This window comes from Ensifer sp. GW821-FHT05G01, from assembly GCF_059419585.1.
This window is the reverse complement of record NZ_JBWKSC010000005.1, coordinates 84,545-100,257: the sequence shown is the minus strand read 5'-3', so window position 1 is coordinate 100,257 and position 15,713 is coordinate 84,545. Positions and strand designations below refer to the sequence as shown.

The 15,713-nt window shown below is 62.8% G+C and carries 16 protein-coding genes; 7 read left to right on the top strand and 9 right to left on the bottom strand.

Annotated elements, in window-relative coordinates:
• The 3 genes from AC07UR_RS14135 (at position 1) to AC07UR_RS14125 (ending at position 3,236) form a co-directional block, all read left to right on the top strand.
• A complete protein-coding gene (locus AC07UR_RS14135; protein ID WP_209790481.1) occupies positions 1 to 1,125 on the top strand; it encodes a mandelate racemase/muconate lactonizing enzyme family protein in 1,125 nt (374 codons plus the stop codon).
• Positions 1,126 to 1,216: 91 nt separating this feature from the next.
• Positions 1,217 to 2,122: an aminoglycoside phosphotransferase family protein gene (locus AC07UR_RS14130; protein ID WP_209790482.1), complete on the top strand. Its 906-nt coding sequence runs from the start codon at positions 1,217 to 1,219 to the stop codon at positions 2,120 to 2,122.
• A 364-nt stretch (positions 2,123 to 2,486) separates the two neighbouring features.
• Entirely contained in the window at positions 2,487 to 3,236 is a 750-nt protein-coding gene (locus AC07UR_RS14125) for a F0F1 ATP synthase subunit A (RefSeq protein ID WP_209790483.1), read from the top strand.
• 45 nt (positions 3,237 to 3,281) lie between these two features.
• Here AC07UR_RS14125 and AC07UR_RS14120 read toward each other — a convergent pair whose 3' ends face one another.
• The 4 genes from AC07UR_RS14120 to AC07UR_RS14105 are packed head-to-tail and all read right to left on the bottom strand — an operon-like array spanning position 3,282 to position 6,824.
• On the bottom strand, positions 3,282 to 4,133 hold the full coding sequence (locus AC07UR_RS14120; protein ID WP_209790484.1) for a metal ABC transporter permease: 852 nt from the start codon (positions 4,131 to 4,133) through the stop codon (positions 3,282 to 3,284).
• Positions 4,130 to 4,990, bottom strand: coding sequence for a metal ABC transporter permease (locus AC07UR_RS14115; RefSeq protein WP_209790485.1), 861 nt, complete (start codon positions 4,988 to 4,990; stop codon positions 4,130 to 4,132). The genes AC07UR_RS14120 and AC07UR_RS14115 overlap by 4 nt, the downstream gene beginning before the upstream one ends.
• The gene (locus AC07UR_RS14110; RefSeq protein WP_210264327.1) at positions 4,987 to 5,922 is read right to left on the bottom strand and encodes a manganese/iron ABC transporter ATP-binding protein; all 936 of its coding nucleotides are present in this window, start codon (positions 5,920 to 5,922) and stop codon (positions 4,987 to 4,989) included. The genes AC07UR_RS14115 and AC07UR_RS14110 overlap by 4 nt, the downstream gene beginning before the upstream one ends.
• On the bottom strand, positions 5,919 to 6,824 hold the full coding sequence (locus AC07UR_RS14105; protein WP_173418235.1) for a metal ABC transporter substrate-binding protein: 906 nt from the start codon (positions 6,822 to 6,824) through the stop codon (positions 5,919 to 5,921). Before AC07UR_RS14105 ends, AC07UR_RS14110 begins: the two co-directional genes overlap by 4 nt.
• Before the next feature lie 121 nt (positions 6,825 to 6,945).
• Between AC07UR_RS14105 and AC07UR_RS14100 the strand changes: the two genes are divergently transcribed.
• Positions 6,946 to 7,374, top strand: coding sequence for a Fur family transcriptional regulator (locus AC07UR_RS14100; RefSeq protein WP_173418234.1), 429 nt, complete (start codon positions 6,946 to 6,948; stop codon positions 7,372 to 7,374).
• A gap of 76 nt (positions 7,375 to 7,450) precedes the next feature.
• Here the strand turns inward: AC07UR_RS14100 and AC07UR_RS14095 are convergent, their stop codons facing one another.
• Both AC07UR_RS14095 and AC07UR_RS14090 read right to left on the bottom strand, forming a co-directional pair.
• Positions 7,451 to 8,362, bottom strand: a complete 912-nt coding sequence (locus AC07UR_RS14095) for a DMT family transporter (RefSeq protein ID WP_209790598.1) — start codon at positions 8,360 to 8,362, stop codon at positions 7,451 to 7,453.
• Positions 8,363 to 8,520: 158 nt separating this feature from the next.
• Positions 8,521 to 10,005 carry a nucleobase:cation symporter-2 family protein gene (locus tag AC07UR_RS14090; protein WP_209790486.1) on the bottom strand — a complete coding sequence of 495 codons (1,485 nt, stop codon included), beginning with the start codon at positions 10,003 to 10,005 and terminating at the stop codon, positions 8,521 to 8,523.
• A 205-nt stretch (positions 10,006 to 10,210) separates the two neighbouring features.
• Between AC07UR_RS14090 and AC07UR_RS14085 the strand changes: the two genes are divergently transcribed.
• On the top strand, positions 10,211 to 10,759 hold the full coding sequence (locus tag AC07UR_RS14085; RefSeq protein WP_173418232.1) for a hypothetical protein: 549 nt from the start codon (positions 10,211 to 10,213) through the stop codon (positions 10,757 to 10,759).
• 13 nt (positions 10,760 to 10,772) lie between these two features.
• Here the strand turns inward: AC07UR_RS14085 and AC07UR_RS14080 are convergent, their stop codons facing one another.
• Entirely contained in the window at positions 10,773 to 11,684 is a 912-nt protein-coding gene (locus AC07UR_RS14080; protein WP_209790487.1) for a LysR family transcriptional regulator, read from the bottom strand.
• 159 nt (positions 11,685 to 11,843) lie between these two features.
• Here AC07UR_RS14080 and AC07UR_RS14075 point away from each other — a divergent pair, with 159 nt between their 5' ends.
• Positions 11,844 to 12,209 (top strand): antibiotic biosynthesis monooxygenase, encoded by a 366-nt coding sequence (locus tag AC07UR_RS14075; RefSeq protein WP_209790488.1) that lies wholly within the window; start codon positions 11,844 to 11,846, stop codon positions 12,207 to 12,209.
• A gap of 104 nt (positions 12,210 to 12,313) precedes the next feature.
• Complete coding sequence (locus AC07UR_RS14070; RefSeq protein WP_209790489.1) at positions 12,314 to 13,528, top strand: MFS transporter; 1,215 nt, start codon at positions 12,314 to 12,316, stop codon at positions 13,526 to 13,528.
• Positions 13,529 to 13,632: 104 nt separating this feature from the next.
• On the opposite strand, the gene AC07UR_RS14065 is transcribed toward AC07UR_RS14070, so the two are convergent.
• Both AC07UR_RS14065 and AC07UR_RS14060 read right to left on the bottom strand, forming a co-directional pair.
• Positions 13,633 to 15,354 carry an ABC transporter substrate-binding protein gene (locus tag AC07UR_RS14065; protein WP_209790490.1) on the bottom strand — a complete coding sequence of 574 codons (1,722 nt, stop codon included), beginning with the start codon at positions 15,352 to 15,354 and terminating at the stop codon, positions 13,633 to 13,635.
• A gap of 77 nt (positions 15,355 to 15,431) precedes the next feature.
• The gene (locus tag AC07UR_RS14060) at positions 15,432 to 15,713 is read right to left on the bottom strand and encodes a DUF2160 domain-containing protein (RefSeq protein ID WP_112805408.1); all 282 of its coding nucleotides are present in this window, start codon (positions 15,711 to 15,713) and stop codon (positions 15,432 to 15,434) included.

Genomic DNA, 15,713 nt, shown 5'->3' with positions numbered 1-15,713 from the left:
ATGAGCAAGATCGCATCCATCGAGATCAGCCACCATCGCCTGCCGCTCGATCCGCCGTTCAAGGCGAGCTGGGACGGGCGGCCGCGCCGACAGTTCGACGCCACCATCGTGCGCGTCCGGGACGACGAGGGCCGCGAGGGTATCGGCTCCGGCGACCTGATGAAGGGGTTCGAGGGGCACGAGGACCTGTTCATCGGTGAGGATCCGCGCCAGCTCGAGCGCCACTACGAGGTGCTCTCGCACATCAATTTCCACTATGGCCGTTGCTGGCCGATGGATCTGGCGTTGTGGGACCTCTCCGGCAAGATCACCGGCGAGCCGGCCTGGCGACTGCTCGGTGGCCGGTCGGATCGGGTTCGCCTCTATGCCTCCTCGGGCGTTCTGCGCGATCCCGGCGCCATGGCCGCGCAGGCGGAAAGCTATGTCGACGAAGGCTTTCCGGCAATGAAGGTGCGCTTCTCGTCATCGTCCGGCGGTCGCGGCACCTGGCGCGACGACGTGCGCGCGCTCGAAGCGATCCGTGCCCGTGTCGGCGATCGTCTCGACCTGATGGTCGACTGCAACCAGGGTTGGCGCATGCCCTGGGATACGACGCTCTCCTGGACCTTCAAGGATGCGCTGATGGTGGCGCGCGAGCTGGAGCGTCTTGGTATCTACTGGATGGAGGAGCCGCTGCACCGCTCGGACCGCAAGGGCATGCGGCGGCTTTCGGATGCGACGTCGCTGCGCATCGCCGGCGGCGAGATGACCCGCGAGCTCTACGAGTTTCGCGATATCATCGAGGACCGTGCCTTCGACGTGATCCAGCCTGATGTGGCGCTCGTCGGCGGCATCACCGGTTGCCGGCGTCTCGCCTTCCAGGCGCGCGAGGCCGGCGTGATGATGACGCCGCATTCCTGGACCAACGGCATCGGCGTGCTTGCCAACGCCCACCTGACGGCCGGTGTCGGCGACGCGCCGTTCCTCGAATATCCCTATGACAATCCCGAATGGAGCGAGATGCGCCGCGATTTTCCGATGAAGGCGCCGCTGCGTCATGCGGGCGGCTGGCTCGACCTCGGCGAAGCTCCGGGGCTCGGCGTCGTGCTCGATGAAGACAGGCTGAAGGCGATGCGGATCGGCTAAGGCGGCTGGTGTCGCTCGGGCGGCGACGTTGCGATCAGATGGCGATCGGCTAAAACAGGCGTCCTGACTCTGGCGAGGCGCTTGTTTCGATATGTCCGACCAATCGACGATCATCCCCACCATTGATGCGGCGCTGGTTCGGCGCCTGATCGCCGCGCAGTTTCCGCAATGGACGGGACTCGATGTCAGGCCCTTGCTGCCAGGCGGCTGGGACAACAGAACCTTTCATCTCGGTGAGGACATGACCGTGCGGCTGCCGAGCGCTGCGTCCTATGCGCTACAGGTGGAAAAGGAGCAGGTCTTTCTGCCGAAGCTCGCCCCGCATCTGCCGTTGCCGATCCCGGTGCCGGTTGCAAAGGGCGTGCCCGGCGAGGGCTACCCATGGCCATGGTCGGTCTATCGCTGGCTACCGGGAGAGACGGCAGCGGACGAGCGCATCGGTGATCTCAAGGGTTTTGCCGAGGATCTTGCTCGGTTTCTCGTCGCCCTGAGGCACGTGGATCCAAGTGGCGGGCCGCTGCCGGGGCCGCACAATTTCTTTCGCGGTGGGCCGCCCGGCCACTATGACGCGGAGACCCGTGATGCGCTCGCAGCGCTTGACAGACGCATCGACAAGGACACCGCGCACGACGTCTGGGAGGCCGCTCTTTCGGCACGTTGGGAGGGCGAACCGGTCTGGTTTCACGGCGATATCAGTTGGGGCAATCTGCTGGTCGAAGGTGGTCGCTTGAGCGCGGTGATCGATTTCGGCACCTCGGGCATCGGCGATCCCGCCTGCGATCTCGCCATCGCCTGGACGCTGTTTCGTGGGGCAAGCCGGGAGGCGTTTCGCGCCGGCATGGGGCTCGATGCCGGAACCTGGGCGCGCGGGCGCGGCTGGACCCTTTGGAAGGCGTTGATCGTCTATGCCGGTTTTTCCGGCACGAACCCGGCCGAGGCTGAAAAAAGCCGGCTCGTGATCGAAGCGGTGCTGGCCGACCACCGGGATTTCGGCTGAGGCTCGGTCGGCTGACCATCTTACGCCGATGCCACCGACCTATCTCAGGGTGCGCATCGGCTTGACCTCGCCGACATTTGTCTCTAGGTCAGGCGCACGCGGGACGACCCGCGTCGATGCTTCGCCTGGGGACGGCCCCACTATCTCGATACTCGAGATAATGGAGTCGATCGCATCATGCAGCATTCTGGCCTGCGGCACGCCCGCGTGAGCTTTTCCTTCCTGACAGAGCCGACCGTTTGCTTCGGGCGCCAACGCGCCCCGTCGCGAGATCGGCTTACGCCCGTTTTCTCCACAAATTGATGCGCCCGCGGCCGCCGCCGGCGCGCCGTGGTTGCTTCCTTGCCAACGCACGAGGTTCATGATGGCCGGACCCATCGAACAATTCGAGATCAAGTCGCTCTTCCATATCGCCGAGGTCGGCGGACACGACATCAGCTTTACCAATTCGTCCGTCTTCATGATCGTGACGGTGGCGATTGCCAGCCTTTTCCTGATTCTGTCGACGCGGCGGCGCGGCCTGGTGCCGAACCGGGCGCAGTCGGCGGCCGAAATCCTCTACGAGTTCGTGTCGAAGACATTGCGGGAGAATGCCGGCGAGCACGGCACGCGCTTCTTCCCACTGGTGTTCTCGCTGTTCATGTTCATCCTGGTCGCCAACCTGATCGGCATGTTTCCCTATGCCTTCACGGTGACGAGCCATATCTCCGTGACCTTTGCGCTGGCGGCTCTGGTGTTCCTGACCGTGACGATCTACGGCCTGATCAAGCACGGCTTCGGCTTTCTCCGGCTGTTCATGCCCTCGGGCGTTCCGCTGGTGCTGGCGCCGATCATCATCCCGATCGAGGTCGTTTCCTACATCTCGCGCCCGGTCAGCCACTCGGTCCGTCTTTTCGCGGTCATGCTTGCCGGCCACATCACCTTGAAGGTTTTCGCCGGCTTCGTCGTCAGCCTCAGCGGCTTCGGTGCGCTCGGCATGCTCGGCGCGGTCATGCCGCTGATGATGACCGTGGCGCTGACGGGTCTGGAACTGCTGATGTCGGTCATCCAGGCCTACATCTTCACCATGCTGACCTGCATGTATCTCAACGACGCGCTCCATCCGAGCCATTGAGACGACAGTGTCGAAGCTCCCTTCCCGCGGAAGGGAGCTTCGTCCTTATTCAACCGTCGTCCGCTGTGCCTCGATGCGGGCCGTCCGCCAGGACGACCACAGGAAGGCGGCGAGGAAGATCACCGTCATCAAGAGCACGATGGTCGGTGCCGGGGCGCTGTCGATGAAGAACGAGAGATAGACGCCCGTAAACGAGGCGACGGTCGCGACCAGCACGGCAACGATGAGCATGCTGCCCATGGTGCGGGTGATCAGGAACGCGATGGCGCCGGGGGCAATCAGCATGGCGATGGCGAGGATCAGGCCGACGGCCTTGAGAGCACCGACGATCGTCAGCGACAGGATTGCCAATAGCCCGTAGTGCAGCCAGTTGACGCGCAGGCCGACGGCTTTGGCCTGGGCCGGGTCGAAGGCATGCAGCAGGAAATCCCGCCATTTGACCGCCAGGATAGCCGTTGCCACCAGCGCGATCAGGCCGGTCTCGATGATATCGGGCCAGCCGATGCCGAGCATGTCGCCGAAGAGGATGTGGTCGAGATGCACGTCGCTCTGGATCTTGGTGTAGAGCACCAGGCCGAAGCCGAACATGCCGGAGAACACCACGCCCATGACGGTGTCCTGTTTGATGCGGCTGTTTTCCTTGAGGTAGCCGGTCAGGAGCGCGCAGGACATGCCGGCGGCAAAGGCGCCGACCGCAAGAGGCAGGCCGACGATGTAGGAGATGACGACGCCGGGGAAGACTGCATGCGATATGGCGTCGCCCATCAGCGACCAGCCCTTGAGGACGAGGAAGCAGGAGAGCAGCGCCGTCGGGATCGCCACCAGAACCGAGATCAGCAGCGCGTTGCGCATGAACTCGAATTCGAAGACCGCAAGCAGAAGATCGAGCGAGATCATGGCGCGGCCTCCAGGGCTTCGGCGCTGCGCCGGCGGGCGGCCAGCAATCCGTGCTTCGGCGCAAAGATGAAGGCAAAGAGGAAGATCAGCGTCTGCAGCACGATGATGATGCCGCCGGTGGCGCCGTCGAGGAAGTAGCTGAAATAGGCGCCGAAGAAGCTGGTGAGCGCGCCGATTGCGACGCTGATGACGATCAGCCGCGGGAAACGGTCGGTGAGCAGATAGGCCGTGGCGCCTGGCGTCACCACCATGGCGATCACCAGGAAGGCGCCGACTGTCTGCAGCGCTGCGACCGTGCAGGCCGACAGCAGCGTGAAGAACAACACCTTGAGGAAGGTCGTCGGGATGCCGATCGAGCGTGCATGGCTCTCATCGAAGAAGGTGACCATCAGGTCCTTCCACTTCGCCGTCAGGATGAGAAGCGAGATGATGCCGATCAGCGCGAGCTGCAGCGTGTCGGCAGGCGTGATGGCGAGGATGTTGCCGAGAACGATCGTCTGGATGTTGACCGATGTCGGCGACAACGACACCATGAACAGGCCGAGGCCGAAGAACGAGGTGAAGATCAGCCCGATGATGGTGTCTTCCTTGAGCCGGGTGCGCTGGTTGAGAAACAGCATCGCACCGGCCGCAAGCCCGCCGGAAAAGAACGCGCCGAGCGAGAAGGGCAGGCCGAGCATATAGGCGCCGGCGACGCCCGGGACGATCGAGTGCGAGAGCGCGTCGCCGATCAGCGACCAGCCTTTCAGCATCAGATAGGACGACAGGAAGGCGCAGACGGCGCCGACCAGGGCGCTCACCCACATGGCATTGACCATGTAATTGTAGGTGAAGGGCTCGAGGAGCGTGGCGATCATTTGCCTGCTGCCTCCGGGTCGGTCTCGGGCTTGGCCGGCTGCGACACCATCTGCCCCTTGGCGCCGTACATCACCAGCGGCCGCTCGTCGTCGGTGATGACAGACAATTGCCGCGGATCGGCGTCGTCATGCAGGCTGTCGCCGCCGAGCACAAAATGCCGGAGCACGCCGCCGAAGGCGAGCTCGAGGTTTTCGCGGGTAAAGGTCGTTTCCGTCGGGCCGTAGGCGAGCACGGTGTTCTTCAGGAGAACGGTGCGGTCGCAGAATTCCGGTACGCTGCCGAGATTGTGGGTCGAGACCAGCATGACGCGACCTTCGTCGCGCAAGCCCATCAGCAGCCGGATGATGGCGTCTTCCGTCTTGACGTCGACGCCGGTGAAGGGCTCGTCGAGCAGGATGACGCGGCCATCCTGGGCGAGGGCGCGGGCAAGAAACACGCGCTTCTTCTGGCCGCCGGAAAGCTCGCCGATCTGGCGCTTGCGGAAGTCGCTCATGCCGACACGGGCAAGGGCTGCCGACACCGCCTCATGGTCGGCCTTTTTCGGGATGCGCAGCATGTTCATGTGGCCGTAGCGGCCCATCATCACCACGTCCTCGACCAGAACAGGAAAATTCCAGTCGACTTCTTCTGCCTGTGGGACATAGGCGACGAGGTTCTTCTTCAGAGCCTCGGGCACCGACAATCCGAGGATAGAGATCTCGCCCTTGGCCAGCCGGGCAAAACCCATGATCGCCTTGAAGAGGGTCGACTTGCCGCTGCCGTTGACGCCGACAAGGGCGGTGATCGTGCCGGTCGGGATCTCGAAGGAGGCATCGCGCAGGGCACGGTGGCCGTTGCGATAGGTCACCGTCGCGCCGGAGACGCGGATGCCGCTGCCAATATCTCCGGTGCCGGCCGTCGGGCGGGCACCGGTCTTCACCTGAAGGTTCATTGCGAAAGGCCTTTCGCGATGGTTTCGGACGTGACGCGCAGCAGGTCGATATAGGTCGGCACCGGACCGTCCGCCTCGCTCAGCGAATCAACATAGAGCACGCCGCCGTATTTGGCGCCGGTTTCCCGCGCCACCTGCTGCGCCGGGTCGGGCGAAATCGTACTTTCGGAGAAGACGACGGGGATGTTGTGCGCCCGCACGGCGTCTATGACCTTGCGCACCTGCTGTGGCGTGCCCTGCTGGTCGGCATTGATCGGCCAGAGGTAAAGCTCCTTCAGGCCGAAGTCGCGGGTGAGGTAGCTGAAGGCGCCTTCGCTCGAAACCAGCCAGCGCTTGTCCTCCGGGATCTTGCCGATCTCGGTCCGGATCGGGGCAATCGCCGCCTCGATCTTCTGCTTGTAGGCTTCGGCGTTGGCCTTGTAGGTCTCGGCGTTATCAGGGTCGTACTTCACGAATGCGTCGCGGATGTTGTCGACATAGATCAGTGCTGCCGAAGGCGACATCCAGGCATGTGGGTTCGGCTTGCCGCTATAGGGACCTTCGGCGATGCCCATCGGCTCGACACCTTCAGAGACGACCACGCCTGGAACTTCGTCGAAGTTCTGGAAGAACTTTTCGAACCAGAGTTCGAGATTGAGGCCGTTCCAGAGGATCAGCTTGGCATCGTGTGCCTTCAGGATGTCGCGGGGCGTCGGCTGGTAGTTGTGGATTTCCGCACCGGGCTTGGTGATGGATTCGACGATGGCCGCGTCGCCCGCGACGTTCTTGGCCATGTCGGCAATCACCGTGAACGTCGTAACGGCCTTGAACTTTTCCTGCGCCAGAGCGGTGCCCGGAACGAGCGCGAAGGCTGCCAATGCGGTTGCTGCAACCAGGATCGCGCGTCTCGTCTGATCGATCATTCTATACTCCCCGATGTTGTCTTGCACAGGAGTAGGGGAATGATTTGCATAAGTCAATGCAAATGAGAAGCATTCGCAACTGGCTATTTTCAAACTAACCGGGCTTGGCTAGTGTAGCGCCATGAAACAGAACAAGAATCGCGTTGAAGAGCTGGAAGGCGTGCTTCGGGACGGCGGCGTGCGCGTAACGCGGCAACGCGCGGCAATCCTGAAGATACTCGCGACAGCCGAAGACCACCCGGATGCGAGCGAATTGCACCGCCGCGCCAAGGAAATCGATGCCACCGTTTCGCTGTCGACCGTCTACCGGACGCTGTCGGCCCTAGAGCAACAGGGCGTCGTGCAGCGCCACGCCTTCGAAAGCGCAACCGCCCGTTTCGAGACGGCCGACGCGCCTCACCACGACCACCTGATCGACATCGACACCGGGGCCGTGATCGAGTTCCGCTCCGACAAGATCGAGCAGCTGCAGGCGGAGATCGCTGCCGAACTCGGTTACGATCTGGTTCGCCACCGGCTCGAGCTTTATTGCCGCAAGCGCAAGGACTGAGCGACATTGCTTCGTAACGTCGAAAAGGCGCAGCGGGCGATCGCTGCGTCTTTTCTGTTTTGCCGCTGATGTTGCCTTAGCTCCGCTCAATGATGACAGCGCTCGTCCGGCGCGCCGGGATGGTCATGGCGGCAACGCCGATGACGACACAGGCAAGGCCGATCCAGATCGTGTCCGACAGGCGTTCGCCGAGGAAGAGAACGCCGATGCCGACGCCAACGGGCACGCGCAGATAGGCCTGCGCCGTCGCGCCGACCGAGCCGAGCGTCTGGATCAGCCGGAAATAGATGGCGAAGGCCAGCGCTGTCGAAAATACGGAAAGGCAGACGAGCGCCATCACCGACGGGGCGGAAGGGGCAAGCGTCCACGGCTGGTCGATCACCAGGCTTGCAGGGATGAGAAGCACGGCGCCGGAAAGAAGCGAGCCCGCGGCAGGTACCATCGGGTCGAGGCCCCTGAAATTCTTTCCGAAGATAGCAGCGCCAGCATAGCATACGGTGGCAAAAACCACGGCAAACTGCGGCAGCAGCTGGTCGCCGATACCGCCAAAAGCCTCGACGCCGATGATCAGGCTGATGCCGGCCATGCCTGCGATCACGCCGATCAGCTTTCTTGGCGTTGCCGCCTCATGGCGGGTGATCAGCGCCGTCAGCAGGAAAGCAAAGATCGGGGTGGCGGCATTGAGGATCGAGGCGACGCCGGCATCGATCGTCTGTTCCGCCCAGGCAATGAGCGTGAAGGGGAAAACGCTGTTGAGGCAGGCCTGGAACAGGAAGCGTTTCCATGTGGCCGCGTCGCGCGGCAGCCTGACGCCGCGCATGCGCAGGACCACGAGCAGGATAGTGCCGGCGATCAGCGTACGGGCTGCGATCAGCGTCACCGGCGGGATGGTTTCGACGCCGATCTTGATGAAGGTGTAAGACGCACCCCACAGCGTTGCGAGCAAGGCGAGCAGCAGAAGCTCGAGGGTGAGATTGGTCTTGGCCATGATGGTCGGATCCTTCGGGGCGTTTTCGTTGCCTCGTTCTACCGTGTCGGCGCGGGCAGATGCTTCGCCCGTGATCGAAGTGTCGAGGTTATTCTGGCGCTGGAACGACAAAGCCCCGGCCTCCTTGCGAAGGCCGGGGCTGATGGTCTTGAACCGGCTCAGTGGCTGTCGGCGAGTCTTGCCGCATTGATCGAGGCGGAGCGTTCGACGCGCAGGCCGTTGAAGAAGGCGTTGAGCACGACTGCCGAGATCGAGGCGAGCACGATGCCCGATTCGATGATCGGGTGGATCGCATGCGGCATCCACATCAGGAAGTTCGGTGCGATCAGCGGGATCAGGCCGAAGCCGACAGAGACGGCAACGACGAACAGGTTGTTGCGCGACGATTTGAAGTCGACGGTCGACAGGATGCGCACGCCGGTGGCGGCCACCATGCCGAACATGACAAGGCCGGCACCGCCGAGCACGAAGGTCGGCACCGCCTCGACCAAGGCACCCATCTTCGGGATCAACCCGAGCACGATCATGATCGCACCACCCATGACGCAGACATAGCGGCTCTTCACGCCGGTGACGCCGACAAGGCCGACATTCTGCGAGAAGCTGGTATAGGGGAAGGTGTTGAACAGGCCGCCGATCATTGTGCCGATGCCGTCGACGCGAAGGCCGGCGGTCAGCTGCTGTTGCGAGACTTCCCTGTTGGTGATCTCGCCGAGCGCCAGGAACATGCCTGTCGATTCGATCATCACAACGATCATCACCAGCGACATGGTGGCGATCAGCACCGGATCGAAGATTGGCATGCCGAAACGCAAGGGGGTGACGACGGCAAACCAGCCGGCATCCGCCACCCGGTCGAAATGCATCATGCCGAGGCCGGCGGCAAAGACGCAGCCGATGACGATGCCGGTCAGGACCGCAATGTTGCTGATCAGCCCACGGCCGTAGCGCGCAATGACGAGGATGGAGATCAGCACGAGGGCGGCGAGCCCGACATGGCTCGGCTCGGCATAGATGGGGTTCGGGACGGTGGCGCCCAACACGACACCATCAGGAACGGCTGGGCCGCCGGTGCTGGCGAGTTTTTTCAGTTCGGCCAGCCATTCGGCGTGGGTCGGATCGACCAGCTTCGGTGCCGTCGGTCCGAAGGGGTTGCCGAAGATCCAGTTGACGCCGACGCGCATCAGGGTCACGCCGATGACAAGAATGATGGTGCCGGTGACAATGGGCGGGAAGAAGCGCAACAACCGCCCCATGATCGGGGCGAGCAGCAGCGCGACAAGGCCTGCGCCGATGATGGCCCCGAAGATCAGTCGTGCGCCTTCGTGGCCGGGCGTCATCGTCGCCATCGACACCATCGGCCCGACGGAGGCGAAGGTCACGCCCATCATCACGGGAAGGCGGATGCCGACGCTGCGGGTGATGCCGAGCGACTGAATGATGGTGACGAGGCCGCAGACGAAAAGATCGGCCGAAATCAGGAAGGCGACATCCTGAGGGCTGAGCTGCAAAGCCCGGCCGACGATCAGCGGAACCGCGACGGCGCCGCCATACATGACGAGAACATGCTGGATCCCAAGGGTCGCTAGCTTGCCGACAGGCAGCTTCTCGTCCACCGGGTGTATGCTGGATGCGTCGCTCATGGTTACTCCTCCCATCACGTCGACCAGTCCGCTCCCCCGTCCTCCAACAGGGGCCCCGTCTTTCAACAGGGGAAAGGCATCTTTGGTGCCGGGACAGAATGCCGCAAGGACAACCCAGGAGTAAACACTTTCGGGAATTCGGGGGAAATGGGCATCAACAATGGGAACTGCCGGACCGCAACACTGGCGGAAAACGGCGGAACAGATGCAACGTTACCGCAATGAAGCGCAGGCAATCTCGACCGGTATCAAGGCGAACGCTCGCCTCCGGGTTTCCATGGGATTGCAGCATATGAAATCTTCGTCGCCTGCTGGCACGTTTCACCGATTGGTCGGCGTCCTGATCGCCATTGTCGTGGTGTTGTGGCCGTTTGCCGCCAACGCCGAGACCGCGGATTTCCCTGGGCAGTGGCGGCAAATGGTGTCGAACGCCGGCACCTGCGACACCTGTTGGCTGGCGATCAAGCAGCACGGGCCGATCCTGAAAGTGTCTTCCAGCAGCGGCTGGTTCGCATTTGCCCATGCGGACCTGAAGACGCGCACCGGGACCGCGAACGGCATCGGCCGCTGGAGCGAGAAGGCCAGCGGCCATTATGGCGGCAAACCGTTCGACGTCCGCTTTGTTATCGTCGACAGGCAACTCTATCTGGACATGGTCGTGCTGATGGATGACGGCACGAAGCAGGCGATCCGGGCGATTTTCGACAAGGACCGGCCGGGCAAGACCGCACGCCGGGTGCTGGCGAAATCGTAGACCCGGTTTCCTGTCAAAGCGGGCTCGACGAGCCGCCATTTGCCGGGAAGAGATTGGCGGCCATGAAGTCGACGAAGACGCGCAGTTTCGGCGCGAGATGCCGGCTCGAGGGCCAGAGGATACGGTAGGTGCCGCAACGGCGCAGCCGGTTTTCGAGAACCGGTACAAGTGTTCCCTCGCGCAACTGCCGCCCGACGGTGAAATCCGGAAGGCAGGCGATGCCGAGCCCCTCCTCGGCCATGTGGATCAGCGGTTCCAGCGCGTTGGAGACGGCTGTTATCGGCAGGTCGACAGTGAGTGCAACGCCATCCTGCACCAGCGGCCAGGGCTCTAGCTTGCCTGTCGAGGGAAAGCGGTGATGCAGGCAATGATGGTGTTCAAGGTCCGCAGGCGTCTCCGGCACGCCATGGTGCTCGAAATAGGCGGGTGAAGCGACCAGGTAGGGGTGGAACGTGCCGAGCTGGCGCATCATCAGTCGGGAATCGCCGAGCTCGCCGCTGCGGATCACGGCATCAAAACCTTCCTCGATGACGTCGACCATGCGGTCGGAGAAATCGAGATCGATCTCGACCTCCGGATAGGTGCGCATGAAGGCGGCAAGCGTCGGCATCAGCAGCATGCCGGCCATTGGCAGGCTGACGCGCAGCTTGCCGCGCGGGGCTTCCTGGCTCTGTACCAACTCGGCTTCCGCCGCTTCGATCTCGCAAAAGATCCGCCGGCAGCGTTCGAGAAAAAGCGTGCCTTCGGGTGTCAGCGTGACGCTGCGGGTGCTGCGATGAAAGAGGCGAACGCTTAATCGCTCCTCCAGGCGGGCAATCGCCTTGCCAACGGCGGAGGGGGAAACGCCGAGCTGGGCTGCGGCCTCGGTAAAGCTGCGGGCGTCTGCCGCCTGCACGAATGCATTGAGTGCCCCAAGGTTGTCCATTTTTCGTCCTCGTCCGTTCTTCGGGATTGTAGATATTCTTGTCCGATATCTTCGGAGCTGTAGCGTATTTTTCCCTGATTGGAAGCTCGCCATAGTCCGCCTGGCCGACACAGCGCGTTCGCTGCGCAACAACAGCGTCGGCAAAAGAATGGAGAACACATGCAAGAGACACTTGTGGCCGGTTTCCGCGGAAGCCCCGAACCCACCGTCTTCATCGTCAATGTCATCCACGCCCACGAGGGCAAGCAGGAAGAGGCGTTTCGCCTGATCCAGGACGTGGTCCACTATGTGGCCGAGCGCAAGGAAGGCTTTCTCTGGAGCAACCTCTCAAAGAGCACCGACGGCAAGACCGTGGTCAACATCGAGGCGATAGCCGGCGAAGGAAATGTCGAGGAGTTCTTCAGCGACTCGGTTTTCCTCGAGAAATTCAGGGCGCTGGATACGGTCTCGACCAGCGAGTTCCACACCTATCGCGTCGATGATCTGGTGCTGCCCAGGCGTGCAGCACGCGCAGCATCGGCATAGCAGAAGGAGCCGCCCGCCTCGGCTGGCGGCGATCCTGCGCCACGCGTCCCGGCCACGACGGTGACGACATGTTTCATCGACGGCGATCCTGAAAGACAATTTCCATGCAATCCACTGACTGCGCGCTTCCTGTCCCGCAGGACGCAAACTCGACGACGGCCGCTACCGGCAGGCTGCCGCTTTCGGCATTGCTGGCACTTGCGACCGCCGGCTTCATCACCATCCTCACCGAGGCGCTGCCGGCGGGGTTGCTCCTGCAGATCGGTACCGATCTCGAGGTCTCGCAGTCGCTGGTCGGGCAGATGGTGACGATCTATGCGATCGGTTCGCTTCTCGCCGCCATCCCGCTCGTGGCGCTGACGAGGACCTGGCGCCGGCGGCCGCTGCTGGTCGTGGCGATCTCCGGCTTTGCCGTGGTCAACACGGTCACCGCAATCTCGAACGACTATGCCCTGATCATGGTGGCTCGCTTTCTTGCCGGCGTCTTTGCCGGGCTGCTGTGGGCGCTTGCAGCCGGATACGCCAGCCGCATGGTGGCGCCGCATCAGCAGGGGCGGGCGATTGCCATCGCCATGCTCGGGGCACCGGTGGCGCTGTCGATCGGTATTCCGGCGGGAACGCTGCTCGGTACCGTGACGGGATGGCGCCTGACCTTCGGTCTTCTCAGCATCATGGCAATCCTGCTCGTCGGCTGGGCCCTGCGGGCGCTTCCCGACTTTCCGGGACAGCGCACCGAGCGACGCCTGGCGCTTTCATCGGTGTTCCGGCTGCCCGGGATCCGGCCGGTGCTGTTTGTGATGTTTGCCGTCGTTCTCGCTCACAATATTCTCTACACCTACATCGTGCCGTTCCTGCAGCCGTCGGGCCTCGATGGCGAAGCTGACAGGGTCCTGCTTGTCTTCGGCATCGCATCGCTCGTGGTCATTCCGATCATCGGGGCGCTGGTCGACAGGCATTTGCGCCGGCTGGTTCTGGCGAGCATGATCCTGTTTGCGGCAGCATCGCTAGTGCTCGCCTTCTGGTCCGATCTGTCGGTCGCGATTTACACCGGGGTTATCACCTGGGGGCTCGCTTTCGGTGGCGCAGCGACGCTGTTTCAGACCGCTTCGGCAAAGGCAGCCGGCGTGGAAGCGGATGCGGCGCAGTCGATGGTCGTCACGACCTGGAATGCGGCAATGGCAGGTGGCGGATTGGTTGGCGGTCTGCTGCTGGACAGTGTCGGTGCGGGTGTTTTTCCAGTTGCGTTGCTGGTTATCCTGCTTCCGGCCCTGGTGGTGGCGTGGCTCGGGCGGCAGGGATTTCCGAGCTACTCCCAGTGATCTGCTTTCAGGCAACGAAAAACCGGGGCCGTTGCCGACCCTGGTGCCGCATCTCCTGATCTTCGGCCGCCCGTTTTCAAGGGGCGGCCGTCGTCTTGGGGATGTTACTTCTGCCAGCTCTTGACCAGTTCGTCGTAGTTGACGGTCTGGGGCTTTTCCTTCTCGTTCTCGACCTTCAGCTGCGGAGCGAGGTTGCCCTTGGAAACGGCATCCTTGTTCCAGTATTCGAGGTCGTGTTCCTCGGCGAGCTTCGGACCGATATCGCCCTGGATGCCGGCGCGTTCCAGGCGCTGCATCACCTTTTCCTGTTCGGCGCAAAGCGAATCCATGGCTTCCTGGGCGGTTTTCGCGCCGGAGGAAGCATCGCCGATCGCCTGCCACCAAAGCTGTGCGAGCTTCGGATAGTCAGGAACGTTCGTGCCGGTCGGCGACCATTGCAGGCGGGCCGGCGAACGGTAGAACTCGATCAGACCGCCGAGCTTCGGCGCACGGTCGGTGAAGCTCTTGTGGTCCAGCGTCGACTGGCGGATGAAGGTCAGGCCGACATGGCTCTTCTTCACGTCGACGGTCTTCGAGGTCACGAACTGCGCGTAGAGCCATGCAGCCTTGGCGCGATCGTCAGGGGTGGACTTCAGCAGCGTCCAGGAACCGGCGTCCTGGTAGCCGAGCTTCATGCCATCCTTCCAGTAGACGCCGTGCGGGCTCGGGGCGAAACGCCACTTCGGCGTGCCGTCCTCGTTGACGACGGGCAGGCCCGGCTTGACGAAGTCGGCGGTAAACGCCGTGTAGGTGAACATCTGCTGGGCGATTTCGCCCTGCGACGGCACCGGTCCTGATTCCGAGAAGGTCATGCCCTGGGCAGCAGCCGGTGCATAGGCCTTCATCCAGTCGAGGTACTTCTGGATGGAGTAGACGGCGGCCGGGCCGTTGGTGTCGCCGCCGCGGGCAACGCACGAGCCGACAGGGCGCGAATTCTCGTCGACCTTTATGCCCCACTCGTCGACCGGCTTGCCGTTCGGGATGCCCTTGTCGCCGTTGCCGGCCATCGACAGCCAGGCGTCGGTGAAGCGCCAGCCGAGCGACGGGTCCTTCTTGCCGTAGTCCATGTGACCATAGACTTTCTTGCCGTCGACTTCGCGGCCGGTGAAGAACTCGGCGATATCCTCATAGGCCGACCAGTTCACGGGAACGCCGAGGTCGTAGCCGTACTTCGCCTTGAAGTCCGCCTTGTTCTTCTCGTCGTTGAACCAGTCGTAGCGGAACCAGTAGAGGTTCGCGAACTGCTGGTCGGGCAGCTGGTAAAGCTTGCCATCAGGTGCTGTCGTGAAGGACTTGCCGATGAAGTCGTCGATGTCGAGGTTCGGGTTGGTGACGTCCTTGCCTTCGTTGGTCATCCAGTCCGTCAGGTTGCGGGCCTGCTGGTAGCGCCAATGGGTGCCGATGAGGTCGCTATCGTTGATGTAGGCGTCATAGACGTTTTCGCCCGACTGCATCTGCGTCTGGAGCTTTTCGACGACGTCGCCTTCGCCGATCAGGTCGTGAGTGATCTTGATGCCGGTGATGTCGGTGAAGGCCTTGGCCAGCGTCTTCGATTCGTATTCATGGGTGGTGATCGTTTCGGAAACGACCTTGATGTCCATGCCGGCAAAAGGCTTTGCCGCATCGACGAACCACTGCATTTCCGCTTCCTGGGCGGCGCGGTCGAGAGCGGACATGTCGCCGATCTCGCTGTCGAGGAACTTCTTTGCCTCGTCCATGCCGGCAAAGGCCGAGCCGGTGAAAGCCAGCAGCATGACTGCCGTCGTTGTCAAAAGGTGCCGTCGCATAATTTCCTCCCTTTGGGTTTTGCGATTGCGTCCATTGCAGTTTCGAGGGGCCCTTCCCGCCCCCCAGTCCGTTCACCTCACACGTAGCGGAAGACGCCGATGGCGTAGACCACCGAGAGGGCGAGAGCCCACCAGAGGTTCGGTCCGCCAAGGCCGAGCCACGCGAGGTGAATGAAGGCGCTGCCGAGCAGCGATACGAAAAGCCTGTCGCCGCGCGTCGTCTCGAAGCGCAGGATGCCGACGCGCGGGTTGCCGCCCGGCGAGACATATTCCCACACGGCCATGCCGACGAGCAGCAGCGCGATGGTGATGAAGAACAGCGCCGTCGGCAGCGTCCATGCCATCCATGAGAAATTCAT